Origin of the sequence: Thauera butanivorans NBRC 103042, assembly GCF_001591165.1 — a bacterium.
Classification (GTDB): Bacteria; Pseudomonadota; Gammaproteobacteria; order Burkholderiales; family Rhodocyclaceae; genus Thauera; species Thauera butanivorans.
This window is the reverse complement of record NZ_BCUG01000056.1, coordinates 1-23,571: the sequence shown is the minus strand read 5'-3', so window position 1 is coordinate 23,571 and position 23,571 is coordinate 1. Positions and strand designations below refer to the sequence as shown.

The 23,571-nt window shown below is 69.5% G+C and carries 16 protein-coding genes; 5 read left to right on the top strand and 11 right to left on the bottom strand.

Features of this window, described 5'->3' with window-relative positions; all coding sequences use genetic code 11:
• Positions 1 to 60: 60 nt before the first annotated feature.
• Both TBU01S_RS18725 and TBU01S_RS25160 read right to left on the bottom strand, forming a co-directional pair.
• The gene (locus TBU01S_RS18725) at positions 61 to 1,332 is read right to left on the bottom strand and encodes an Eco57I restriction-modification methylase domain-containing protein (protein WP_068638929.1); all 1,272 of its coding nucleotides are present in this window, start codon (positions 1,330 to 1,332) and stop codon (positions 61 to 63) included.
• A 209-nt stretch (positions 1,333 to 1,541) separates the two neighbouring features.
• Positions 1,542 to 1,727 (bottom strand): T6SS effector amidase Tae4 family protein, encoded by a 186-nt coding sequence (locus TBU01S_RS25160; protein ID WP_369404219.1) that lies wholly within the window; start codon positions 1,725 to 1,727, stop codon positions 1,542 to 1,544.
• Positions 1,728 to 1,940: 213 nt separating this feature from the next.
• Between TBU01S_RS25160 and TBU01S_RS18720 the strand changes: the two genes are divergently transcribed.
• Positions 1,941 to 2,297, top strand: coding sequence for a DUF488 domain-containing protein (locus TBU01S_RS18720; protein WP_068638956.1), 357 nt, complete (start codon positions 1,941 to 1,943; stop codon positions 2,295 to 2,297).
• On the opposite strand, the gene TBU01S_RS18715 is transcribed toward TBU01S_RS18720, so the two are convergent.
• From TBU01S_RS18715 to recB, 4 genes are all read right to left on the bottom strand, one after another.
• On the bottom strand, positions 2,294 to 3,193 hold the full coding sequence (locus TBU01S_RS18715; RefSeq protein WP_068638927.1) for an LOG family protein: 900 nt from the start codon (positions 3,191 to 3,193) through the stop codon (positions 2,294 to 2,296). The genes TBU01S_RS18720 and TBU01S_RS18715 overlap by 4 nt on opposite strands.
• An 88-nt stretch (positions 3,194 to 3,281) precedes the next feature.
• Positions 3,282 to 4,316, bottom strand: coding sequence for an extracellular catalytic domain type 1 short-chain-length polyhydroxyalkanoate depolymerase (locus TBU01S_RS18710; RefSeq protein ID WP_068638925.1), 1,035 nt, complete (start codon positions 4,314 to 4,316; stop codon positions 3,282 to 3,284).
• Positions 4,313 to 6,352 (bottom strand): exodeoxyribonuclease V subunit alpha, encoded by a 2,040-nt coding sequence (gene recD / locus TBU01S_RS18705; protein WP_068638923.1) that lies wholly within the window; start codon positions 6,350 to 6,352, stop codon positions 4,313 to 4,315. The genes TBU01S_RS18710 and recD overlap by 4 nt, the downstream gene beginning before the upstream one ends.
• Positions 6,349 to 10,137 carry an exodeoxyribonuclease V subunit beta gene (recB, locus tag TBU01S_RS18700; RefSeq protein WP_068638921.1) on the bottom strand — a complete coding sequence of 1,263 codons (3,789 nt, stop codon included), beginning with the start codon at positions 10,135 to 10,137 and terminating at the stop codon, positions 6,349 to 6,351. The genes recD and recB overlap by 4 nt, the downstream gene beginning before the upstream one ends.
• 261 nt (positions 10,138 to 10,398) lie before the next feature.
• Between recB and TBU01S_RS18695 the strand changes: the two genes are divergently transcribed.
• Positions 10,399 to 10,893 (top strand): Dps family protein, encoded by a 495-nt coding sequence (locus tag TBU01S_RS18695; protein ID WP_068638954.1) that lies wholly within the window; start codon positions 10,399 to 10,401, stop codon positions 10,891 to 10,893.
• Between the two features lie 253 nt (positions 10,894 to 11,146).
• On the opposite strand, the gene TBU01S_RS18690 is transcribed toward TBU01S_RS18695, so the two are convergent.
• The 5 genes from TBU01S_RS18690 to TBU01S_RS18670 all read right to left on the bottom strand — a co-directional run bounded on the left by TBU01S_RS18690 (position 11,147) and on the right by TBU01S_RS18670 (position 19,505).
• Positions 11,147 to 11,755 carry an IMPACT family protein gene (locus tag TBU01S_RS18690; protein ID WP_068638919.1) on the bottom strand — a complete coding sequence of 203 codons (609 nt, stop codon included), beginning with the start codon at positions 11,753 to 11,755 and terminating at the stop codon, positions 11,147 to 11,149.
• Positions 11,756 to 11,768: 13 nt separating this feature from the next.
• Positions 11,769 to 15,170, bottom strand: coding sequence for an exodeoxyribonuclease V subunit gamma (gene recC / locus TBU01S_RS18685; RefSeq protein ID WP_068638916.1), 3,402 nt, complete (start codon positions 15,168 to 15,170; stop codon positions 11,769 to 11,771).
• 68 nt (positions 15,171 to 15,238) lie between these two features.
• On the bottom strand, positions 15,239 to 16,561 hold the full coding sequence (locus tag TBU01S_RS18680; protein WP_068638914.1) for a diguanylate cyclase: 1,323 nt from the start codon (positions 16,559 to 16,561) through the stop codon (positions 15,239 to 15,241).
• Positions 16,558 to 17,484 carry an ABC transporter substrate-binding protein gene (locus tag TBU01S_RS18675; protein ID WP_068638912.1) on the bottom strand — a complete coding sequence of 309 codons (927 nt, stop codon included), beginning with the start codon at positions 17,482 to 17,484 and terminating at the stop codon, positions 16,558 to 16,560. The genes TBU01S_RS18680 and TBU01S_RS18675 overlap by 4 nt, the downstream gene beginning before the upstream one ends.
• Before the next feature lie 8 nt (positions 17,485 to 17,492).
• Positions 17,493 to 19,505: a TonB-dependent receptor plug domain-containing protein gene (locus tag TBU01S_RS18670; RefSeq protein ID WP_245650979.1), complete on the bottom strand. Its 2,013-nt coding sequence runs from the start codon at positions 19,503 to 19,505 to the stop codon at positions 17,493 to 17,495.
• A 220-nt stretch (positions 19,506 to 19,725) separates the two neighbouring features.
• On the opposite strand from TBU01S_RS18670, the gene TBU01S_RS18665 reads away from it, so the two are divergent.
• From TBU01S_RS18665 to TBU01S_RS24060, 3 genes are all read left to right on the top strand, one after another.
• Positions 19,726 to 21,378 carry an ATP-binding domain-containing protein gene (locus TBU01S_RS18665; protein ID WP_068638910.1) on the top strand — a complete coding sequence of 551 codons (1,653 nt, stop codon included), beginning with the start codon at positions 19,726 to 19,728 and terminating at the stop codon, positions 21,376 to 21,378.
• 255 nt (positions 21,379 to 21,633) lie between these two features.
• Complete coding sequence (locus TBU01S_RS18660) at positions 21,634 to 22,950, top strand: enoyl ACP reductase FabMG family protein (protein WP_068638908.1); 1,317 nt, start codon at positions 21,634 to 21,636, stop codon at positions 22,948 to 22,950.
• A 97-nt stretch (positions 22,951 to 23,047) separates the two neighbouring features.
• The coding region (locus TBU01S_RS24060; protein ID WP_157659206.1) for a hypothetical protein at positions 23,048 to 23,571 on the top strand (524 nt) is incomplete at its 3' end.

The window sequence follows — 23,571 nt, the reverse complement described above, 5'->3', positions numbered from 1 at the left end:
TGATACCGCTGGCGACACGCATGCCGCCTGGAAGTGGCCAGCGTAGCCGGAGCGGGCGCTTCAATCCTGGGGTAAAAAGGCCGCGAAGGACGCCGGCAGCGGCGCGTTCTCCAGGCTGCGCTGGGTGAACAGGAAGCGGCCGTCGCAGACGAAGCCGAGGTCGGCCCAGTCCACCGCATTGAGCGCATCGCGGAAAGTCTCGACGTCGACGTCCTCGCGGTATGGAAACACCGCCATCACCGCGCCATCGTAGTCCTTGCATGCATGGACGAAGAAGGGCCGTGCGACGCGCGTCCTGCCATTCACATATACCCGCGGGCGCTCGCTGCGGTGATGCATGCGCCCCCACATCCACCAGTTCGACTCGTCGAAGTCCCTCACCTTGCGCTGCAGCAGGCGGGCCTTGTGCGGCAGCAGCGCGGCGGGCGGCGGCTTGCCCGGCTCGGGCCAGATCATGCGCCGGGTGCGGCCGGTGCTGACGGTGGATGAACAGACGAACTCGCGGTTGCCCTGCAGCAGGTCGGTGTACAGATCATCGGCGCCGGACACCCCGCCGACCTTGACGAAAGCCACCTGCGACAGCCGCAGCGGGTAGTCCTCGCGGGCGAACATCAGGTGTCCCGCGCATTCGACGAAATGGCGCGGCTGCCAGGCCGGTGCCGCGAGCGCGGCATCGAGCTCGTCATCGACGCCGATCTCGCAATAGCGCATCGCATGATCGCGGCGGCCTTGCTCGAAGCGCCAGATCAGGCAGTTCGGCAAGGCATCGTCGAACACCCGCGCATCGCCGAGCGAGATCGCATCGGTGATGCTGCCCGCCTCCGCCAGCAGGCGGTTCAGCTTCACCGCCGAGGTCGTTTTCAGGAAGTCGCGCGGCGTGATGAAGATCAGTTCGCCGCCCGGCTTCAGGTGGCGCAGGCATTTCTCGACGAAGAACAGGTACAGGTTCGAGCGCCCGTCCAGGCAGCGCCCATGGTGGCCGCGCGTGATCAGTTCGCGCGTGGCCGCCGGAATGTCCTGGTAGCGGACGTAGGGCGGATTGCCGATGATGGTGTCGAACTGCTCCTGCACCGGGTAGGCGAAGAAATCCAGCACCCGCGCACCGGGCGGACAGTGGTCCGGGTCCAGCTCCAGCCCCACCGCGCCGGGCAGATGGCGCAGGAAGGCGCCGTCGCCGCAGGACGGCTCCAGCACCCGCCCGCGATTGCGGCGCAGCGCCAGCATCGCGCGCACCACCGGCGCCGGCGTGAACACCTGGCCGAGCGCGGCGACGTCGCGCAGACCGAGGCCGTACTGGCCGGATGCGGGCAGGAATGTGGGTTCGGCTGACATGGGCGGCGATGTTACCAAGCCGGCCGCAGGACGGGGGAAACAATCAAGGAAGGGGGCAGCTCTTACGCCTATCGACTGAAGTCATATCAAGTTCGCGGTCACGCTTTGGGGGTGCCTGCCCGAAGACCAAAAGACTGGCTTGGCATCTTCTGATACATGGGAATTGTGTTCTTCAGCGCTCTTCGCGTATCCCTTACTTGGTGTAACCTCTAATCACTTCGAGCAATTCCGCACTCTGCTGAAAGTCGATGCATTTCATAAGCACGAAACATGTACTGTGCCCCATCACTACCCGAAACGGTTTTCCCTCCTATTGACGGGACTCTTACGCCGCACTTGTTCAAGACGTAGCTCATTCTGATAGCACATGCGTTCTTGAAGAACCCGCCGTCAATGTTCGCCTTGACCTTCCCAATCAGTGTCGAAGAAGCTCAGCCAGAGGGTGAGGCATTGTCTCAAATCAGGTCGCATAGAGGAAGGTATGCGGAAGAAATAATCATGCTGAACCGACTTACACCAGGCACTCGCCGGCAGCACACAGCCGCCTGTCGCCTATACTGAACGACGAATATCCACCGCCTTCCCATTTCATGCACGAGGCCAAGGACATGGACATCCGCACTCAACGCATCTACGAACCGCCCTCGCCCGCCGACGGTTGCCGGGTGCTGGTCGATCGGCTGTGGCCGCGCGGCCTGCGCAAGGACGCCGCGGCACTCGACCACTGGCTGCGCGAACTGGCGCCATCGACCGAACTGCGCCACTGGTTCAACCACGATCCGGCGCGCTGGGACGAATTCCGCCGCCGCTACGCCGAGGAGCTTGACCACGGCGAGGCCGCCGAAGCGCTGGCAACGCTGCGCGAACTGGCTGCCGCCCAGCCGGTGCTGACGCTGCTCCATGCCGCGCACGACACCGAGCACAACAACGCCGTCGCACTGCGCGAATACCTGCTGGATTCTTAGTTCCCTCTCATCTGCCGCGCCACCAGCGCGGGGTTGTCGCCCTGGTAGGCAGCCTTGATCACGTCCCAGGCTTCCTCGGCCGTCTCGGCGTAATGGAACAGATCCTTGTCCTTGGGGCTGATCACGCCGTGCTCGACCAGCACGTCGAAATCGATCAGCCGCTGCCAGAATTCGCGCCCGATCAGCACGATCGGCCGGCGCCGGATCTTGCCGGTCTGCGTCAGTGTCAGCACTTCGAACAGCTCGTCCAGCGTGCCCAGCCCGCCCGGGAAGCTGACCAGCGCCACCGCGCGCATCAGGAAATGCATCTTGCGGATGGCGAAATAGTGGAACTGGAAGCACAGTTCGGGCGTGATGTAGGGGTTCGGCGCTTCCTCGAAAGGCAGGAAAATGCTCATGCCCATGCTGCGCCCGCCGGCCTCGTGGGCGCCGCGGTTGCCCGCTTCCATGATGCCCGGGCCACCGCCGGTGGCGACGATGACCGGCTCGCCGAGCGCTCCGGCTTCGCGCGTCACCAGCTCGGCGAAACGGCGCGCTTCCTCGTACCAGCGCGCATTCCTGACCATCTGCTCGGCCTTGCGGATCGCTTCTTCGTCGCCGTCGGCACGTGCCTCGACCAGCATCGCCGCGGCCACCTCGGGCGCCTTGAAGCGGGCACTGCCGAACACCACCACGGTCGATTCCACGCCCTGCTCCTGCTGGATCAGCTCGGGCTTCAGCAGTTCGAGCTGCAGGCGCACCGGCCGCAGTTCCTCGCGCAGCAGGAAATCGGTGTCGGTGAAAGCCATGCGGAAAGAGCCGCCGGGGCCGCCGTAGCGGCTGTGCGGCTGCGCTGCGCGGGCTTCGTCCTCGGCAGAAGGAAAATTGCGGGCGCGGAGCAGGGACTTGTCGGTCATGAAGGCAACCAGATGAGATTCGGGGCCGACATGATCGCATCCCCGGATTACGCCAAGCGAGCGCCCGCGCGCCGCGGCGTGCGTCGCGTCACGCTTGCGTGGCCGCGCGGCGCTTCAAGGACGCGGCAACGAAGCGCCACACCATGCCCGACGCATCCGGTCCCTGCGGGTCGCTGAACAGCTGGCGCGCGTCGCCGCCGCTCCAGGCATGGCCGAGCCCTTCGACCTCGACGAGTTGCGCGGCGAGCCGGCGCCCTGCGCGGTAATCGGTGACCGTCATCGGCCGGCGCACGCCGCGCTGCATGCGGCGCGGCTCGCCGGCCCGCGCGCCCGAAGCGGCCGCCCACAGCTCGGCCGCGGCGCGTCCGTTGGCCGGTGCGACCACGCGATCGGCCTGGCCGTGGATCACCAGCAGCGGCGGCAGCCCGCCATCCGGCGCCAGATCCGCTTTCGCCGTGCGCCGCCCGCCCATCGCCGCCAGTGCGGTGGCGGCCGAATGGGCGCTGCCCGGCGGCACGCCGCAGTGCATCGCCACCGCGGCGAAACGGTCGGGATGGCGCGCCGCCAGCAGCGCGGCCATGCTCGCGCCGGCCGAGATGCCGGCCAGCGCGATGGCCTCGCGGTCCACCGGGTAGAGCAGGCAGACCTGGTCGATCGCCGCCATCAGCGTCTCCGCCTCGGCATCGGCGTGGCGGCTGCGGGTGTCGTACCAGTTCCAGCAGCCCTGCGGATTCGCGCTGCGATCCTGCTCGGGATACAGCACCAGCAGGCGCTCGCGCCGGGCGATGCGGTTCATCCGGGTGCTGTGGGCGAACTGCGCCGCCGTCTGCCCGCAGCCATGCAGCATCACCAGCAGCGGCCGGCGCTCGTCGTGGCGGATGCCGGGCGGCCGGAACAGGTGGAAGCGGCGCACGCCTGCCGGACCGAGCGCCTGGCCGGCGATCCAGTCCCCGGCACCGGGCGGCGGCCGATGCGGCGCGGCGATCGCATCGACCGTCTGCGCGACGGCCTTGCCCACCGCCCGCGTTCCCGCGGCGAGCGACTTGCGCGTCATCGCCGTCGTCGCAGCCGTCGCACGCTGCAGCGCACGGGCCAGCGGCGACTTGCGGAGGCGACGGCTCATTGCTTGACGACCTCCCTCATGCGCGCGCGCAATCCCGAGGCACGCAGCGTGCGTGCCGCGCAGCCGGCGACGAAGACCTCGCCGGCGCCGGCCACCGTCACCCGCCTGGCGGCGCGGGTGACGCCGGTATAGATCAGTTCGCGCGTCAGCACCCGCAGCGGCTGCGCCGGCAGCATCAGCAGCACCTCGTCGAACTCCGAACCCTGGCTCTTGTGCACCGTCAGCGCGAAAGCGGTGTCGTGGGCCGGCAGGCGCAGCGGCGGAACAGGGCGGAAGCCGCCCTCGGCCGCTGGGAAGAACACCCGCAGCCTGCCCTGTTCGTCGGGCAGGCAGAGGCCGACGTCGCCGTTGAAGAGGCCGAGGCGGTAGTCGTTGGCGAGCACGATGACCGGCCGCCCCGGATACCAGCGCCCGGCGGCGCTGCGGTCCGGCGCCAGGCCGAGGACGGCGCGCAGCCGGGCTTCGAGATGGGCGTTCAGCGCGACCAGCCCGCGGCTGCCGTCGCGCACCGCGACGAGCACGCGGAAGCGCTCGAACGCCTGCATCGCAGCGGAGACGTCGAGCGGGCGAAGAGCCGCAGCCTCATCCAGGCGAGTCCCCGGCCGAGTCCCCAGGCCGGCCCGCAGCAGCGCGAAGTAGGGCGCATAGCCCGCTTCGATGCGTGCCAGCGCGTCGGCCCCCGGACGCTCGCCGCCATCCTCGATCCAGCACGCCGATTCGTCGCCGCCGGCCGCCAGCCAGGCGAGCGCGGCCTGACCACGGCCGGCGCGGATGTCGGCCGCCAGCCGGCCGATGCCGGAGTCGGCGCGGAAGCGGTGGCTCTCGGTCAGCCAGACGACGCAATCGGCCAGTGCGGCGGTGCCCTCTCCTGCTTCGCCATCCTCGCCTTCGTCCTGCAGCAGGCTGGCTTCGGCCGCCGCAGCATGGACCGCCCCGGTATCGACCGCCGGGTCGATCTGCGCCAGGCGGGCACGCATGCCGGCAGAAAAGCTGCGCTGCGCCGACAGTTCGGCGAACACCGCACCGGCTTCGACGGCGGCGAGCTGATCCTTGTCACCGAGCAGCACCAGCCGCGCCACCGGCGGCAGCGCATCCACCAGGCGGGCGGCGAGCGCCAGGTCCAGCATCGAGGCCTCGTCCACCACCAGCACATCCACCGCCAGCGGCTTGCCGGCATGGTGGCGGAAACGGCCGGCTTCCGGGGTGACGCCGAGCAGGCGATGCACGGTGAATGCCTCGCTCGGCAGCCTGGCCGCGAGTCCGGCCGGCAGCGCCTGCGCCCGCTGGCGCAGTGCTTCGAGCATGCGCGCGGCGGCCTTGCCGGTCGGCGCGGCCAGCGCGATGCGCAGGGCTGGTTCGCGTTCGAGCAGGCAGGCGAGCAAGGCCGCGACGGTGGTGGTCTTGCCGGTGCCCGGTCCGCCGCTGATCACCGTCAGCCGCCCTTGCAGCGCCAGCGCGACGGCAAGCTTCTGCCAGTCGGGCGCGGCTGCGGCGCGCGGCGGAAACAGGCTGTCCAGCAGCACCCGTTGTTCGGCGCCCGGTGCTTCCACCGTCTCCGCGGGCTGGGCGCGCGCCACCAGGGCCGCGGCCAGCCCGTGCTCCTGGTCGAAATGGCGGCGCAGATAGAGACGGTCCTCGTCGTCGAGCACCAGCGGATGCGCCGATGCGCCGCCGACCGCCTGCGCCACGCCGGCGACCACGCCGCTGGCACGCAGCGCGCCGCGCAGCCGTTCGAGCCGGACAGCATCGGCTTCCGCCCCGGGCGGGGTATCGCTGCCCGGCGGCAGACCGTCCAGGGCTTCAGCCGCATCCGCCATCAGCGCGGACGGCTCCTCCAGGCTGCTTTCGGCGTCGGCGAATGCGCCGTCCGCCGGGCCGGCGAGCGCAGCGAGCGGCATGCAGACGTGGCCGGCACTGGTGGCGACCGCCAGCCGGCGTACGGCCGAAGCCAGCACGGCGCGGCTCCCGGCCGGCGCCTGCAGCGTATCGGCCCAGGCAAGAAGGTGGCGGGCGAAGCCCTCGGCGAGATCGTTCATGCCGGCTCCACGATGGCGGTTTCGGCCCTGCCGGCCAGCAGCGCATCGAGTTCTTCGAGCACCTTGCGCGGGCAGCGGTGGTGGAACACGCCGGCCGGCCGGCCACCGAGCAGCCAGCCCGGCCGCACGCCGCGCACGAACAGGTAGAGCGCGCCGCCGAAATGGCGCTCGTAGTCGTAGTCCGGCAGGCTGCGGCCGAGGTGGCGGTGCAGCGCCACGCTGTAGATCAGGTGCTGCAGATGGTAGCCGTGCGCCTGCATCGCGGCTTCGAGGCCGGCGGGCGCATAGTCCTGCGGACGGTCGCCGAGGTGGTTGGACTTCCAGTCGAGCAGCCAGTAGCGGCCATCGTGCTCGAACACCAGGTCGATGAAGCCTTTCAGGTAGCCGTCGAGCTCCCGGAAGGACAGCCTGGGCACGCGGTAGCCTCGCGCCGCGAGCCAGCCGTCGAGCTGCGCTGCCGTCAGCCGCGGCGTGGGCAGATGGAAGCCCAGCTCCGTCAGCCGGTGCGTGCGCGGCACGCTGTCCAGGCGCAGTCCGGCGCCCGGAGGCTCCGCCAGCAGCGGCGTGGCCACCACGTCCGCGAGCATGCGGCGCAGCATCCGCGACAGGGCCGCCGAGCCGGCCGGCGCCCGCTGCGGATGGGCGGCGAGCGCGGCGGCGATCGCCTGCTCCCAGCCGCCGTGGTCGGTGAAGTCGATCTGCTCGAACAGCGCGTGCATGCAGTCGCCGGCCACCGGGCCGCGCGGAAAGCGCAGGATGTCGTCGTCCGCCGGCGCAGGCGCCGGCACCGCGTCCACGGCGGCAGCCAGGCCGGTCAGCGCCGCCAGTTCGCCGCCATCCAGCGCATTGGCGTCGTGGTCCAGCGCGGCCTGCTCCGGCGCCACCTGGCCTCGGGCCGCGCCGGCGATCAGCGCGCTGAAGCTGCCGATGCGCCAGCCGGCCGGCACCACCGGTGGCCGCAGCGCGCGCGGCCGCTGGCCGGCACCGCCGGCCGGAGCGAGTGCTTCGCCGTGCCCGTCCGGCAGATCCGACCACTGCATGACCGGCTTGCCCTCGTACAGGCTGGCGCCGGCAAGCGCGCGCCAGCGGGCCTCGATGTCCATCGGCGTCGACCTGTAGCCGGCCCAGGCATCGGCAGCCGTGCCGGCACCGGCCACCATCCAGTTGAGCAGGCTGCGCACGCTCTCGGTATGGCTGATGGTCTTGCCGCGCTTGGCATAGCAGCCCACCACCAGGTAGCAGCGGTGCACCGCGCGCGTCAGCGCGACGTAGATCAGGCGCAGGTCCTCGGCCTGTCGTTCGCGGCGCAGGCGGGCCTTGATCGCTTCGTCCTGCGCTGCCGCCTGGCGGTAGTCGAGCACCAGTCGACCGCTGTCGTCGTGCCAGGCGCGCATCGGGCCTTCGCTGCGGCCACCGGCGTGGCCGTCGAACAGGAAGGGACAGAACACGATGCCGTATTCCAGCCCTTTCGCCCGGTGGATGGTGACGATCTGCACCAGGTTGCGGTCCGACTCCAGCCGCAGCTGGGCCGCTTCGCCGCCGCTGCCCTCGCGGCGCTGCGCGGCCAGCGTGCGCAGCAGGACTTCGGGCGCGGCGTCGCCGGCCATCTGCTGCAGCAGTTCGGCCAGGTGCATCAGGTTGGTCAGCCGGCGTTCGCCATCCGGGCGGCCGAGCAGGCGGGCGGCGACGTCCTCGTCGCTCAGCCACTGCCGCAGCATCACGCCGAAGCCGCGCGACAGCCAGATCTCGCGCCAGCGCACGAAGGCGTCGAGCCTGTCGAGCAGCGCGCTTTCATCCTCGGCCAGCCTGGCCAGCGCTGCCGCGTCGAAGCCCATCGCCACGGTGGCGAGCGCAGCCTTGACGCGGCGCTCGCGCAGCGGCTCGGCGATCGCCAGCAGCACCCGTTCCAGCTCTTCGGCGTCGTCGGTGTGGAACACGCTGGCCTGCGACAGTTCCACGCTGCCGACGCCGACCGCCGCCAGTGCGCGGCGCATGCGCGCGCCCTGGCCGTGGCTGCGCACCAGCACGGCGATGTCGGCAGGCGCCAGCGGCCGCTCGCCGATACGGATCTGCCCGGTCGCACCGGCTGCCAGCAAGCGTGCGATCTCGGCCGCGCAGGCGCGTGCGGCGCGCTGCAGCGCCTGTTCGCGCGGCAGCCGGGTGCCGCCGCCCTCGTCGCTGTCGGCCTGGGTGTCGTCGCGCGGGATGCGCCACAGCTGCAGCGGCGGGGCCTCGCCGGCCGGCGCCGTGGCGTCCGCCAGCGGTTTGCGCGGCCGGCTGCCGGCGCCGACGCGCACGTAGTCCAGCCCGTCCATCATGAACACCGCCGGGTTGGCGCCGAACAGCTGGTTGCAGGCTTCGATCAGCGCCGGCGCCGAGCGCTGGTTGTGGCGCAGCGTATAGCGCGCATCGGTGCGCTCGCGCGCGGCGAGATAGGTGTGCAGGTCGGCGCTGCGGAAGCTGTAGATCGCCTGCTTGGGGTCGCCGACCAGGAACAGGCTGCCGTGGCGGCCTTCGGCGCGATAGATGCGATCGAAGATGCCGAACTGCAGCGGATCGGTGTCCTGGAACTCGTCGATCAGCGCCACCGGGTAGCGCGCGTGCAGCGCCGCCGCCAGCCAGGGCTGTCCACCCGCATGCAGGGCCTGCCAGGCGTTCCACAGGATGTCGTCGAAACCGATCTGGCGGCGTTCGGCCTTGCGCCGGCGCAACTCGTCCGCAGCCGTGTCGACGAAGCGCCGCAGCAGGCTCAGCCGGGCGGTCGCCAGCAGGGCATCGACTTCCGCCCGCGCCGCCAGCAGTTCGCCGGCGGCATCGAAGAAGGGATGGCACGGCGCAGCGATGCCCTTCCTGCTGCCGGCGGCGGTGATGCCTTGCTTCAGCACCTCGGCGGCGAACAGCCTCAACTTGTCGCCGTGCTCGCCGGCAATCGGCTGCAAGGGATCGTCCGCCGCCAGCCAGCCGGCCCATTGGCCGGCCGCGGTCCCGATCGCCTGCGGCTTGTAGCGCGTGCCGTTGAGGCCGTCGAGCGCGCCATTCACGCAGGCGACGGCTTCGTCCAGCCTCTCCGACAGCGCACGTGCTGCGGCATAGGCCTGCCGCAACCGCGCCTCGGCCGCCGGCAGCGCGGCCGCGCCTTCGCCGCCGTCCGTGCCCTCGTCCCACAGCGCGCGGGCGCAGGGCCGGCCCATGTGGCGCTGCAGGATGCCGGCCCAGCCTGCGGGGCAGTCGCCCCGGTTCAGCAGTTCGTCCGCCAGCATTGGCGGCAGCGCGCTGCCCGCGACTTCGCGCCGCCAGAAGTCCTGCGCCACTTCCAGCCGCAGCGCGTCATCGTCCTCGACCAGTTCCAGCGCATAAGGCAGGCCGGCGGCGAAAGGCGTGTCGGCCAGCGCGCGCTGGCAGAAGCCGTGGATGGTGAAGATCGCCGCTTCGTCAAAAGTCTGCAGCGCATGGCGCAGGCGCACACTCGTCCGCGCATCGTCGATGCCGCGCGCCCGCAGCGTGTCGAGCAGTTGCGGCACGAAAGGGTCGTCGCCCGCCGCCGCGCCGTCGAGCACGCGCAGGGTTTCGACGATGCGCTCGCGGATGCGGCCGGACAGCTCGGCGGTCGCCGCCTTGGTGAAGGTGACGACCAGCAGGGCTTCGACCGGCAGCTCCCGCTCCAGCAGCAGTCGCAGATACAGGCCGCAGATGTTCCAGGTCTTGCCGGTGCCGGCCGAGGCCTCGATCAGGCGGATGCCGTCCAGCGGGCAATCAAAGACGTTAAGTTCCGGAGCTGCGGACATGGTGAGAAAAGAAGCGGTCGAAGAAGCGCCGTCACGGCGGAGGACGGGGACAGGCGACGATAGCACGGCACCCTGGTCATCCGGCCTGCCGGCGAGCGCTGATTGCCCGCGTCAATCGCCCGAATCAAACGCAGCGATGCGTTTAAGCGGTATTCTGATCGCTCAGCCGATTCGCGTACGGCGACATCCGACTTGCATCGCAGGCCGGACGGCACGCCGCTGAACGGCCCCGAATCCTCTTTCATGCAGGAGATCACGCACATGGCAAGCAAGAAGATGAAAACCCCGGCGATCGACATCGGCATTCCCGAGGATCAGCGCAAGAAGATCGTCGCCGGCCTGTCCGCCTTTCTGGCCGACAGCTACACGCTGTACCTGATGACGCACAACTTCCACTGGAACGTCACCGGCCCGCAGTTCAACAGCCTGCACGCGATGTTCATGGACCAGTACACCGAGCAGTGGAACGCGCTCGACGTCATCGCCGAGCGCATCCGTGCGTTGGGCTTCCCGGCACCGGGCACCTACAAGGAGTTCGCCAAGCTGGCCTCGATCAAGGAGGTCGACGGCGTGCCCAAGGCCGAGGACATGGTCCGCCACCTCGTCATCGCCCAGGAAGCCACCGCCCGCACCGCGCGCGCGCTGTTCGACCTGGTCGACGAAGCCAACGACCAGCCGACCGCCGACGTGCTGACCCAGCGCCTCGACGTGCACGAAAAGACCGCCTGGATGCTGCGCAGCCTGCTGGAAGAATAATCGCGCTCGGACAAGGACAAGACCGCCCCCTGGCCGGCGCGGCAAGGCACAGGCCAAGGGGTAATGCTGTCCACTTGGGAGATTCCCTTCCGGTGTAGGAGCGGCTTCAGCCGCGATGGGGCTTGATGATGTCACCCCCAGGCGCTGCTTTCGCGGCTAAAGCCGCTCCTACGGTCAAAGAGCGCTTGCTTGAACGAACAGTATTGGGGCCAGGGGGCGGTGTCACATGGAACGGTGTCACTCTGCCCCCGGCTCATTCCCCGCCGGATGCTTCCTGCCCGTCCAGCCACAGCAGCCGCCCCTGCCCCAGCTCGTTCAGGCGGGCGACGAGTGCGGCGGCACCATCCTCGGCCAGGCTGAAGCGCAGCGTCACCGCCTGGCCGTGGGCGACATCCAGCAAGGCCGCACCGGCCGCATCCAGTTCGCGGCGCAGCATGCCTTCCTGCGCGTAGGGCACGGTGCAGCCGAGCATCCGCAGGCGCACGATCGGCACCTTGGTCGCAGCCAGCAAGGCCTGGGCGACGCTATCGGTATAGGCACGCACCAGCCCGCCCGCGCCCAGCTTGATACCGCCGAAATAGCGCACCACGGTGGCGAGCACGCCTTCCAGGTCCTGGTGGCGCAGCACGTCCAGCATCGGCCGGCCGGCGGTGCCGCTGGGTTCGCCGTCATCCACCGCCGCCGACTGCCCGCCCGCGAGCAGGGCCCAGCAGACGTGGCGGGCGCCCGGATGCTCGGCCCACAGGCCGGCCACCACCTTCTGCGCGCTGGCGCGGTCGGCCATCGGCTGCACGCAGCCGATGAAGCGGCTCTTCTTGATGATCAGTTCGCTATGGACGGGTTCGGCAAGTGTCAGCGGCATGGCGTCGGTCCGGTCAGGCGTCCTCGAGGTGTTCGAACAGCGGCCCCAGCACCTGGCGCGCGAGTTCGAAGAAGCGCTCGCCGGGCAGCCCTTGTTCGCCCCTGAGCGCCAGGCGCCAGGCCGGGTCGTTGGCTTCGCCGAACTCGGGCCGCTTGCCGCCGCTCCATTTCTTCACTGCCTCGCTGTCCTTGCCGCCGCTGCTCATGCAGGCCCAGGCAGACTTGGGGAAGAAATGCAGCGGCCGGACCAGGCCTTCGCGGTAGAGCGCGAGCAGCGCGTGCAATTCCGCCCGCGCCTGCGCCCGGGCCAGCGGCCGGAAGCCGAAGCCGCCGTCGCGCGACAGGCCGCGCGTGCGCGCCGCCGCGCCGGGGGCGGGATCCGCGCACAGCAGCAGATGGGCAAGCCAGGCCCCCAGGCAATCGGCGGCGCGGGTGTCGTCGTAGCGCGCGAACAGCAGGCCATCGGAGCGCAGATCGGTGAAAGCCGCGGACAAGGTCCAGGTCTCGCCATCGAGGCAGGCCTCGACGCGCGCGACGTGCGGCGGCAAAGCCGGCTCCGCCTGGAGCTGCCGCCGGCGGCGGGCGAAGGTGCACAGGCTGCCGAGTTCGCGTTCGAGCGCGCCCTCGCCCAGGCGGCCGGCCGGATACTCACCGCCGGCACGGGCGAGCGCCCACAGCGCGGACGCTTCGGACGCATCCTCCTCCGGCCCGAGCAGCACCGGCAGCAGGCGCCGCGCCAGCGCCTGGGATGCCGGCCAGTCGGGCAGCATCGGCTCGACGTCGTCGAGCTCGGCTTCGGCCTCGGGCAGTTCCAGCCCCAGCCTCTCGCGCAGCAGGTAGCGGCCGGGGTGGCAAAAGAAGCGCGTCAGTTGCTGCAGATCCACTTCCCGCCAGGCGGCTTCGGGCGGCGGCAATGGCAGCACGAAGAAGGGCGCGGCCGGCCAGGCTGCGGCCGGCAAGGCCCCGGACTCGTTCCCGTCGTCCTCGACATCGTCCCCATTCTCCATTGCCTCTTCCGCATCGATCGCCACCGGCTGCGCACCGGCCGCCAGCCGGCTGGCGAGCACCCTGGCGTAGTCCTCGTTGAAGCTCGCCAGCCGCGCGTCGCTGCGATCGGCAGCGACGAAATAATCGGCGGCGAAGGCCTGCAGCGGATGATGGAGCACCAGACGCGCACGTGCTTGCGCCACGGCCTGCGGGTCGCCGGCCTCGGCGGCACAGGCGCTGGCCAGGGTGTCGAGCAGTTCATCGACCAGCACCGACGGCGGCAGCGCCGAGCCGTCGCGCACGCTGCGGCCGACATGGGACAGGTGCAGCACCTCGCGCGCCGACAGCACCAGATCGAGGAAGAGGTTGCGGTCGTCGAGGCGGCGCTGGCGATCGCCGGCCTGCGGACGGGCGCTCATCAGGTCGAACTCGGCCGGGCGGTCGCTGCCGGGGAAGGCGCCCTGGTCCAGGCCGATCAGGCAGACGACGCGATACGGCAAGCCGCGCAGCGCCGACAGCGCGGAGAAGGTGACCGTGCCGCCGGGCACGGCGCCGCGCGCGGGGTCGTCGAGCCGCGCGGCCAGGGCGCAATGCACGACATCGAGCGGAAACTCGGCTTCGCAGCCGGCGATGGCGATGTCGTCGGCCAGCGCGGCGATGGCGGCGCGAACTTCGCGCAAGGCGTCGGCGTGCTCGGCGCTGTCATCGACCAGGCGCTCCAGCACGGCATGGAGTACCCGGCGCCAGCCTTCACCGTCATGCGGACGCTGCAGTTCGTCGCGCATCGCGCGCAGGCTGTCGACGTAGCGCCAGAAGCCGCCGAGCGCGAGCGCGGCCTGGCCTTCCGGCGCCGCGGCGCCGACGTGGCCGGCGAAAGTGGCGCGCTGCGCGGCGTCGCCCGCCGCCCAGGCGAGGAACAGGCGATGCAGGCCGTCTTCCAGCGTGTGGCCGGCAGGCCGCAGCACGCCATCGTCGCTGCCGCCGGCTTCCAGCCCCCAGCGCACGCCCGCTTCGCGCATCCAGTCGTGGATCGTTTCCAGCGCCGCTTCGTCGAGGCCGAAGCGCGCCGCCACCGGCGCCTGCTGCAGCAGGTCGAACACCTGGCTGGCGGGAAAGCGGCCGGCGGCGAGCTGCAGCGCCTGGTCGAGCACCCTGGCGACGGGGTTGTCCTGCCGGCCGCCGAGGCCGGTGATGCGCCAGGGAATGTGCCGTTCGCGCGGCACGGTGCCGAACACCGCTTCGATCAGCGGCGCGGTGCTCTCGAGATCGGGCATCAGCACCACGACGTCCGCCGGCTGCAGCGCCTCCGGCGTGCCGGCGCCGGCCTTGAACAGGCCCAGCAGGCGGTCGTGCAGCACTTCGAGCTCGCGCGTGCGCGAATGGCAGACCTGCACTTCGATGCTGCGGTCGGCCGCCGCCAGCCGGATGCTGGCCGGTTCGAGCTCCTGCAGGTCGAGGATGGCGTTCTGCAGCCGCGCCAGCAGATGGCGGCCGGGGTGCGGAGCGAAGGCGGCCTCTTCCTCCACCGCGTGCTCGCCTTCGAACAGCAGGCCGATGTGGGCGCGCGTCTGCTTGCCCCAGGCCGCGAGCAGGCTGTTGCCGGTCTCGAAGAACATGTCCTGCTGGCGCGCGGCGAGCCAGGACAGGCGGCGCGCATCGACGATGTCGAACCAGAACTCGCGGCAGGGGTTGAGCACGTACAGCCGCACCTCGACCACGCGCGCGAGCTCGCGCAGCATGTCGAGATAGAGCGGCGGCAGTGCCGGCAGGCCGAACACGTGCACCGAGGCGGGCAGGCCGGCGGCGGCCAGTTCCTCGCCCGACATCGCCGTGACGCGGCGCAGGAAGATCCGCGCCGGATGTTCCTGGCCCAGCGCCAAGCCTTCGTGGATGCGGCGCCAGAGCTCGGCCTGCCAGGCCTCGTCCTCGCGCTCGGCCGCCGAGGCGCCGGCGCCGAGCGCCGCGCCGCGCCTGCCCGCCCAGGTCTCGAGCCATTGAGGACGATAGGTCAGGTAAAGGTCGAAGACCTGCGCGATGCGCTCGGCCAGTTCGAAGCGCATGCGCGCGTCTGCGCGCTCGAGATAGCGCGCCAGCCGTGGATGGCCGGCCAGCCAGGCATTGGCTTCATGCGCCGGATCGAGCAGGCCGTGGATGCGCCAGGCCAGCGTCCCGACCGCGAAGGGCGAACGTTCCGGCACCGGCACGACGAGGCGGATCTGCCGCCACAGCCACTGGGCGAGGTAATCGAAACCGAGGTTGGCGCAGATGCCTTCGCGGTCGGCCATCGCCAATTCGATCTTGCGCCGCAGGGCGCTGCTCGGCACCACCACCTGGCGCTGGCCGAACGGCCCCCGCTGCTCGGCGCCGAGCCGTTCGAGCAGGCTGTCGAGCAGGATTTCGAAGCGGTTCGAGAAACTCAGATGGAACATGGCGGGACTGCCGGGCAAGGCGCAGGGGCGATGCGCCGGCAAGTGCGCCCGCGCGGATCGAGCGCGGATTATACGGGCCCGCCGCCGTTTTCCGCCGGCTCGGGCTGGTACTCCATGGCGTAGCCCCGCCCTTCGCGCTTCACCGCGTAGCAGGCATGGTCGGCCGCCCGGAGCACGTCCGTGACGTTGTCGACGGACGGGTCGATGATCGCGAAGCCGATGCTGGCGCCGACGCGGAAAGTGCGGCCATCCCATTCGAAGCGCATCTCGCGGACCGCGTCGCACACGCCGCTGGCGATGCGATGGGCATCGGCACTGGAGCAGCCGCGCAGGATCATGGCGAATTCGTCGCCGCCGATGCGGCACACCATGTCGCCCGCGCGCAGCCGGTGCCGGATCAGATCGGCGATCTGGCACAGCAGCGCGTCGCCCGCGGCATGGCCGACGGTGTCGTTCACGGTCTTGAAGTTGTCCAGATCGATGAAGCACAGCGCCCCATGATCGCCCACCCGGCGCGAGGTGGCGACCATTTCGGCAAGCGCCAGCTCGAAGGCCCGGCGGTTCGGCAGGGCCGTCAAGGGATCGTGCATGGCCTGGTAGGCGAGTCGTTCGGTGGCTTCGTCGATCCGGGCCTGCATGTGCTGGTGGGCACTGTCGATGGCGCGCGCCATCGAGTTGAAACCCTGTTGCAGCTCGTGCAGTTCCTCGCTGCCGGCGGCATCGGACACCTGCACGTCGCGCTCGCCGCCGGCAATGCGCTTGACCGCATCCGCCAGCCGGGCCAGCGGCCGGCTGACCTGGCTCGTCAGCTGCGCCGCGAGCAGCGCGGTGAGCAGCACGATCACGAACGCCAGGCCGAGCGTGGTCATCATGGTCGCCCGCCACTCGGCATCGAGCGCGCTGGTCTCGAGTTCGACATACACCCAGCCGACCGGCTCCGGCCTGGGTATCTCGCCTTCGCCCCCGACCTCGTCGACCACCATCGGCACCGACATCACCGGCGCCGCAAAGCCCCTGAAGCTGCCCCATTGCTCGAGCCGCATCGGCGCGTGCACGGCCTTGATGCGCGCGGCATCGAGCAGATGCGGCGTCCCGCGCGCGGCGATGACTTCGCCCCCACGCTCGTACAGCACCACGGCCGCCACGCCCGACAACTTGCGCAGCGCTTCGATCAGATCGTTGAGGTTGTCGGCATTGCCCGAAATCACGCCATACTCGGCGGCCGGGGCGAAGAAGCTGACGATGGCGAGACCGCGTTCGACGATCGCATCCTGGGTCATGCGCTCGCCGCGGGCCAGGAACAGGCCCGCCATCGCAGCGATGAGCAGCGACATCGGCAACAGGACGGTCAGCAGCAGGCGCCTGCGCAACGGGATCCGGGCGACGTTCATCGACGCACTCCCGTGGCGATGAAACGCAACAGCTCCTCGTCGCTCGCCACGTTGATGCCCAGCGCACGGGCGACCTGGCGGTTGACGGCGATTTCGAAGGAGGCCGGACCGCTCACCGGCGGCAGCTCGACACGGCCGCCATCCTGGGTGCGCAGCCAGGCGATGAGATCGGCGGCGGCCTGTTCCGGTGTGGTGAAAATGGCGGCCAGCGCGCCCGCTTCGACGTATGCGCGCGAAAACGCGATGATCGGCCGCTGGTAGCGATAGCTGGTGAGCAGGATCGAACGCACCGAAACAGGCGTGGAGAGCAGCGCATCGGGCAGCGCGATGAGGCCGTCGCACTCGCGCAACACGGCTTCGAGCTGCTTCATCAGGCCGCTCTCGTCGCTCACCACGCGCTCCACCAGATCGATCTGCAGCGCCTCCGCCGCCCGCTCGAAGGACTCGGCACCCAGCCGTTCCGGCCCGAACAGTATCCCCGCCCGCTGCGCATCGGGCATCACGGCCTGGAGCAGGCGCAGCTGCCGCTCCGCCGGCTGGTCGAGCGTGACGGCGGACAAAGGCCGGTCGGCATGGCTGCGGCGGATGTTCTCGAAGCGCGCACGGCCGAGCATGACCGCCAGCGTCGGGCGCGGATGCAGGCGCAGCACGGCCGCCAGCGCCGCTTCGCCGCTGGCGATGACCAGGTCGGCACGCGCGAGGGCGACGTCGTCCAGGCCTTCGTCCAGCGAGCCGGCATCGACTACGCGATGGCCCAGGCTGGCCGCGGCGCGGCTGAAGTTCTGTGCGAACACCCCGTGCGGGCCGGTTCGCTGCGACACCACCAATGCCACTTCCAGCCCGGCGCGCGCGGCCGGCACCAGCCCCGCCAGCAGCATCAGCAGCAGGCAGACATGCAGGCGGAACCGCCACCGCCGGACCATCGGCACGGCTACCACGTCAGGCGCAGGCTGCCGAACAGCTGGGGCTCGCGGCGGTAGCGTCCGGCATGGAAATCGACGTATCGCCCACCCACGCTCTGCGCCACGAGCGCCACTTCGCTGCCCGAATTGGCGCCGCCGAAGCGGCGCGACAGCTTCAGGTCGACGCGGTCCTGCTCGGGCACGCGATCGCCATCGTTGAGCCAGTTCATCGACGAATGCCGGTAATAGCCCAGGCTGGCGCGCCAGCGCCCGGGCAATTCCTTGATCAGCAGCAGCGAGGTGATCGAACTCGGCGCGCTGGTCTCGAAATCCTCATCGACGCTGGCACCCTGCACATCGACATCGATGATGGCCTGCGACAGCACGACCCGGCCCCAGCCGGGCCGCCGCCAGTCGATGCTGAACTCGCCGCCGGTCACGCGGAAGCTGCCGACGTTCCGGAACACGAAGGAACTCGGGCCCCGGCTGGCCTGCCAGTCCCATTCGATCGGCGCAAAGTCCACCGGCGGCGGCGGGCACGCCCAGGCAGACTCCCTCGGCGGCCTTTCCCAGGGCTGCAATGGATACCAGCAACGCTCGTCATCGACGTAGTCGTCATATTCCTGGTAGAAGGCCCGCACATCCACGCCCAGCCCCAGCTCCCGGAACATCGCCGCATAGCCCAGTTCGGCATGCCTGACCCGCTCCGGCTGCGTGTCCGCTCCCGCCCAGGCGCCGATCCGCTTGATCTCCGAACCGACGCGGATCACCTGCATGGCATGCGACTCGATCAGCGAAGGCGTCCGGTACGACACGCCGGCCGAAAAACGCAGTGCCGAATCGGGCGTCAGCGCATAACCGAGCGCCAAGCGCGGCGAGAACAGCGAACCGCTGTAGTGATGGTCTTCGAGCGTACCACCCAGATCGACCCTCAGGTGCTCGACCGGCGACCACACCACGCTGCCGAACAGCTGGCTGCTGACGCCGCTGATCGTGCTGCCGGTATCGAACATCGACCGCGAACGCGCCGCCTCGCGGCGCACGCCCGCGCCGAGCATGAAGCGCCAGGCCGGCGACAGCCTGGCGCCGTACTGCACTTCGAGCTCTTCCCGCTGCGCGTCGCTGTCCATGCCCACGGACAAGAGGCCCAACCCGGGCACCGTGACCTGCCACGGCACCCGCGCACGCTCGCGCTGATGGTGGAACTGCACGGACAGCTCGGAATCGACCGCGAAGCTGCGTTTCCAGCCCAGATGCACGTAGTGCGCATGGATGTCGTCCTCGCGCAGCGGATGTTCCAGGCTGCCCGGCGCCCCGCGGTCGGTGCTGCCGCGGCTGAGGCCCAGCATCCACTGCAGTTCGTCCTGCGTGGACAACTGCGCCGTGGCGCCGAAATTGAGCACCGAACGCTCGACGATCTTGCGCGCTTCCAGCGCGCCATCCTCGTTCCGGTAGGGGCGGAAATTCACCGCGCGCCGGTGCGAACCCGACAGCCGCCAGTCGATCGCCGCGTCGGCATCGCCATTGATGCGGAAACCGTGGTCGTGGAAACCATCGTCGCCGATCCGCGAGATCACCGCCACGCCGCTCTCGGTCGCCGGCGAACGCGTGATGATGTTGATCACCCCGTCGAAGGCATTGACGCCATAGGCCGCGCCGTTGGGCCCGCGCACGACCTCGATGCGCTCGACGTCATCGACCCTCAGCGGCAGGTCATGCCAGTTGGTATTGCCCCACGCCGGGCTGTTGACCGTGCGCCCGTCGATCATGACCTTGATGCGGCGATCATAGGCATCGCTCATGCCATGATTGGCCACCATCGGCGAGCCGTCCGGCCAGTCGGCGACGAGGAAACCCGGCACCAGCCGCATCAGCTCGTGGATTTCGGTGAAGCCGGATGCTTCGATCATCTCGCGGTCGATCAGCGTCACCGCGACCGGCGCATCCACCGGCGACTGCGCCATGCGCGATGCGGTCAGGACGATCGGCACGTCGTCGAAGAAGGCATCCGCCGCCCATGCACAGGCAGAAGCGACGGACACGGCCAGCGTGCCGAAGCCCAAGGCTGCAGACTGGACAGGGTGGCGCAAGAACAAAACGGCGACTCCATTCGATACTCGAAACGCCTCGATGGCGCGACGCGGCGAGCATAACGCATGCTTGATACACTGACGGTGTGAAGGAGTCGACACTTGGTGCATTCGGTTACATCCTTCTTTCGTATCTCTTTTCCATTCCTTTCCTCACCGCGCACGAAACGCCATGGCACGCACTCATCCCGAAGGCTGGCGACAGCTTCCCGCCGCCGGCGCGCGCGGCCGCGAACGCAGCACCCTCGCACTGCTGGCCGACGCGCTACCGCCGGACTGGACGATCTATCACGGCCTGCACTGGACCCGCGCCGACGGCCCGCAGACGATCTTCGGCGACGTCAGCTTCGCCGTGCTCGGCCCCGGCGGCCGCATCCTGCTGATCGAGCAGCACGCCGGCTTTCTCGACGAGACCGCGGACGGGCTCGTGCGCCCGGGCAAGCGCGCGCGGATCGTCAGCCACGAGCTCGCGCGCAGCGCCGACGCCCTGCGCGCCCGCCTGCGCCCCGCGCTCGACGGCGCCGAGCCGCTGCTCGACACCCTGCTCCACTGCCCCGACCACACCGTGCGCCAGCCCGGCAGCGCCGGCCTCGACCCGGCGCGCATCGTCGACGCACCGCGGCGCGACAGCCTGGCCGCCACCGTGCGCGCGCTGACCACGCCGCAGGACGGCGACCCGCCGGCCGACGACGCCCGGCTGCAGGCACTGCACCGCTTCTTCGCCGACCTGCTGGAACTGGTGCCGGACGTGCAGGCCCACATCGGCCAGGCCGACGAACTGACCACCCGGCTGTCGGGCGGCCTCACCGAATGGGCGCGGCGCATCAGCGCGACGCCGCACCGGCTGCGCATCACCGCCACCGCCGGCAGCGGCAAGACCCAGCTCGCGCTCGCCGCCCATACCGATGCCCTCGCCGCCGGGCGCCGGCCGCTGTACGTCTGCTACAACCGCCCGCTCGCCGACCATTTCGCCCGCATCGCCCCGGCCGGCGGCGAAATCGCCACCTACCACCAGCTCTGCGACCGCCGCCTGCGCGCCGCCGGCCGGCCACCCCGCTTCGGCGTGCCCGGCGCCTTCCGCCGCATGGAAGAGGACTTCGCCGCGCTGGTGGCCCAACAGCCGCATCCCGACTGGCAGTTCGACGAACTGATCATCGACGAAGGCCAGGACTTCATGGAGCCGTGGCGCGACGCCCTGCTCGCGCTGCTCAAGCCCGGCGGCCGGGCGTGGTGGCTGGAAGATCCGCTGCAGAACCTCTACGCCCGCCCGCCGGTGGCGCTGCCCGGCTGGATCGGGCTCACCGCCGACACCAACTACCGCACCCCAGCCGACGTGCTGGCGCTGCTCAATGCCCGCCTGCCGCTGCCAGCGCCGATCCGCGCCGGCAGCCCGGTGGCCGACAGCGGCCCCGACGTACTGGCCTGGCGCGACGACGCCGGCCTGATGGATGCCACCAAGCGCGCGATCACCCGCGCCCTCGGCCTCGGCTTCCGCCGCGAGGCGATCGTGCTGCTGACTTTCCGCGGCCGCGAGCATTCGCGCTTCACCCCGCTCGAACAGCTCGGCCCGCACCGCCTGCGCGCCTTCACCGGCCGCTACGACCTGCTCGGCGAACCCGAGCACTCGCAGGGCGAACTGCTGATCGACTCGGTCTACCGCTTCAAGGGCCAGTCCGCGCCCTGCATCATCTTCACCGAGATCGACTTCGAGACGATGGACGACACGGCGATGCGCAAGCTCTTCGTCGGTGCCACCCGCGCGACGATGAAGCTGATCATGGTCGCCTCGGAACGCAGCGCGCCGCTGCTGGCACCGCCAGCCTGAAACCAAGGCCCCCGAAGCGGCACCCGCCATCAGCCCGGCAAGCAAATACCGTTCGGGCCGAGCCTGTCGAAGCCCTGTTCGGGCCAATGCCCTTCGACAAGCCCAGGGCGAACGGTATCTCTTATCCGATTGCCGGTTTAACAAGCGGCAATCCGCGCTACGGCCGGGCACTGCGGCAGCGCCATGCGCACAGTTCCAGCCGGGTACAATCGCGCCTACCTTCACTTTCGGCCAAGCCGCCTGGCGCACCTCGACATGAACAGCCCCATCTCCCTGACCCAGCTCCCGCAGACCAACATCTTCCGCAAGGGCGACGTGTTCGTGCTGTTCGGCGAACTCTTCGGCCGCGGCTATGCCAGCGGCCTCGTCAATGAAGCACGCAAGGCCGGCATGGACATCGTCGGCATCACCGTCGGCCGGCGCGACGACAACAATGCGCTGCGGCCGCTGAACGACGAGGAACTGGCGGCAGCCGAAGCCAACCTGGGCGGGCGCATCATCAACGTGCCGCTGATGGCCGGCTTCGACCTCGACGCGCCGGCCGGCGAACCCACGCCGACCGAGTTGCTCAACAAGATGACGCTGAAGAGCTGGGAGCAGGACAAGCTGGACTGGGCGCACATCGAAAAATGCCGCGAACTCGGCACCCGCCGCTTCCAGGCCGCGGTGGCCGAAGCGATGACACAAATCGACAGCCTCATCGGCGACGGCCGCAACGTGCTGTTCGCCCACACGATGGCCGGCGGCATTCCGCGCGCCAAGGTCTTCATGGTGATCGCCAACCGCATCTACAAGGGCCGCGGCGACCGCTTCATGCCCTCGCAGACCCTGCTCGACAGCGACCTCGGCAAGCTGATCCTGCAGAACTTCGACGAAGTCTCGGCGATCACCTTCCAGCACCTGATCGAGGGCAGCGCGGCGATTCGCGCCCGCATCGAGGCGGCCGGCGGCCAGGTGCGCTACACCGCCTACGGCTACCACGGCACCGAGATCCTCATCGACGGCCGCTACCAGTGGCAGACCTACACCAACTACACCCAGGGCTACGCCAAGATGCGGCTCGAACGCATCGCCCGGGCCGCCTGGGACAAGGGTGTCAAGGCCACGGTGTTCAACTGTCCGGAGATCCGCACCAACTCCACCGACGTCTTCGCCGGCGTCGAACTGCCGCTGATCTCGCTGCTGCAGGCGCTGAAGCACGAAGGCGGCGGCGCCTGGGCGGAATCGCAATGGCAGGCCTGCCGTGCGCTGCTGGCCGACGGCCACACGCTCGAAGACGTGCTGCAGAAGATCGCCGCCTTCCAGGGCAGCGAGGTGATGCAGGGCTTCCGCGACTTCGCCGCCTGGCCGCAGCCCAACAGCCAGGCCCAGGCCGACCTGCAGATCGGCACCTCGGAAGACATCGTGCAGATGCACAAGGACCGCTCGGCGCTGATCACCGACCTGCTCAGCAGCCTGGTGCTGGAAGCCAGCGGCGCGCTGATCCTGCGCGAAGCCTCGGCGCCGTCGGGGCCGGTGCTGTGGCTCAACCACGACATCATCGCGCGGCAGTTGAACCAGCTCCACGTCTGAAGCGGGCATTTCCCCTGTCGGCCCGTACACGGATCGAGTCAGCCTCTAAAATATAATGAAAGACGTTATCGTTTATGAATACTGCTTCACTTAAACCATGAGCCCCCTTTATTCAGGAACTGAAGCAGGGCAGCCTCTTTCAAGCTCTCGGCCAAGCACTACCGATGCAGCCTTTGCTGTTGTCATTCCATCGCTTCCACATGGTGCCCGCCCCATTATCGACGATCAATCCGGAGCGTGCGTCGGATTCATCCACGAAGGCGCGAAAAATGTATGGCATATTTTTGACATTTCTGGTCAATACGTCGGGATCGAGGAAGCCCCCCTAGAAGCACCTATCATTGATCCATACGACTTGATTCTAATAGGCCCTGCGGCCGTAAAATTCATGCGCAATGGGTTCAGCGCAGCTACCCGACTGGCGACCGGGCGCGCAGCCACTTCTGCCACATCAAAGATAACGGCCAAGACACTTCCGCTGCTTCGCAATAGGTTGCAAGGATTTCCAGCAAAGCGTTTGCAGTTTACCGAAACAACTGCCAAACACATGACAAACCCTGGCCGATTCGTGCCTATTCATATTATCCATTTAGCGATCAAGCACGGAAAGCGAATGCCCGA

Coding starts and splice junctions, on each gene's coding strand:
- TBU01S_RS18725 (WP_068638929.1), bottom strand. CDS start 1,332: ATGTCAGCCGAACCCACATTCCTGCCCGCATCCGGCCAGTACGGCCTC.
- TBU01S_RS18720 (WP_068638956.1), top strand. CDS start 1,941: ATGGACATCCGCACTCAACGCATCTACGAACCGCCCTCGCCCGCCGAC.
- TBU01S_RS18715 (WP_068638927.1), bottom strand. CDS start 3,193: ATGACCGACAAGTCCCTGCTCCGCGCCCGCAATTTTCCTTCTGCCGAG.
- TBU01S_RS18710 (WP_068638925.1), bottom strand. CDS start 4,316: ATGAGCCGTCGCCTCCGCAAGTCGCCGCTGGCCCGTGCGCTGCAGCGT.
- recD (WP_068638923.1), bottom strand. CDS start 6,352: ATGAACGATCTCGCCGAGGGCTTCGCCCGCCACCTTCTTGCCTGGGCC.
- recB (WP_068638921.1), bottom strand. CDS start 10,137: ATGTCCGCAGCTCCGGAACTTAACGTCTTTGATTGCCCGCTGGACGGC.
- TBU01S_RS18695 (WP_068638954.1), top strand. CDS start 10,399: ATGGCAAGCAAGAAGATGAAAACCCCGGCGATCGACATCGGCATTCCC.
- TBU01S_RS18690 (WP_068638919.1), bottom strand. CDS start 11,755: ATGCCGCTGACACTTGCCGAACCCGTCCATAGCGAACTGATCATCAAG.
- recC (WP_068638916.1), bottom strand. CDS start 15,170: ATGTTCCATCTGAGTTTCTCGAACCGCTTCGAAATCCTGCTCGACAGC.
- TBU01S_RS18680 (WP_068638914.1), bottom strand. CDS start 16,561: ATGAACGTCGCCCGGATCCCGTTGCGCAGGCGCCTGCTGCTGACCGTC.
- TBU01S_RS18675 (WP_068638912.1), bottom strand. CDS start 17,484: ATGGTCCGGCGGTGGCGGTTCCGCCTGCATGTCTGCCTGCTGCTGATG.
- TBU01S_RS18665 (WP_068638910.1), top strand. CDS start 19,726: ATGGCACGCACTCATCCCGAAGGCTGGCGACAGCTTCCCGCCGCCGGC.
- TBU01S_RS18660 (WP_068638908.1), top strand. CDS start 21,634: ATGAACAGCCCCATCTCCCTGACCCAGCTCCCGCAGACCAACATCTTC.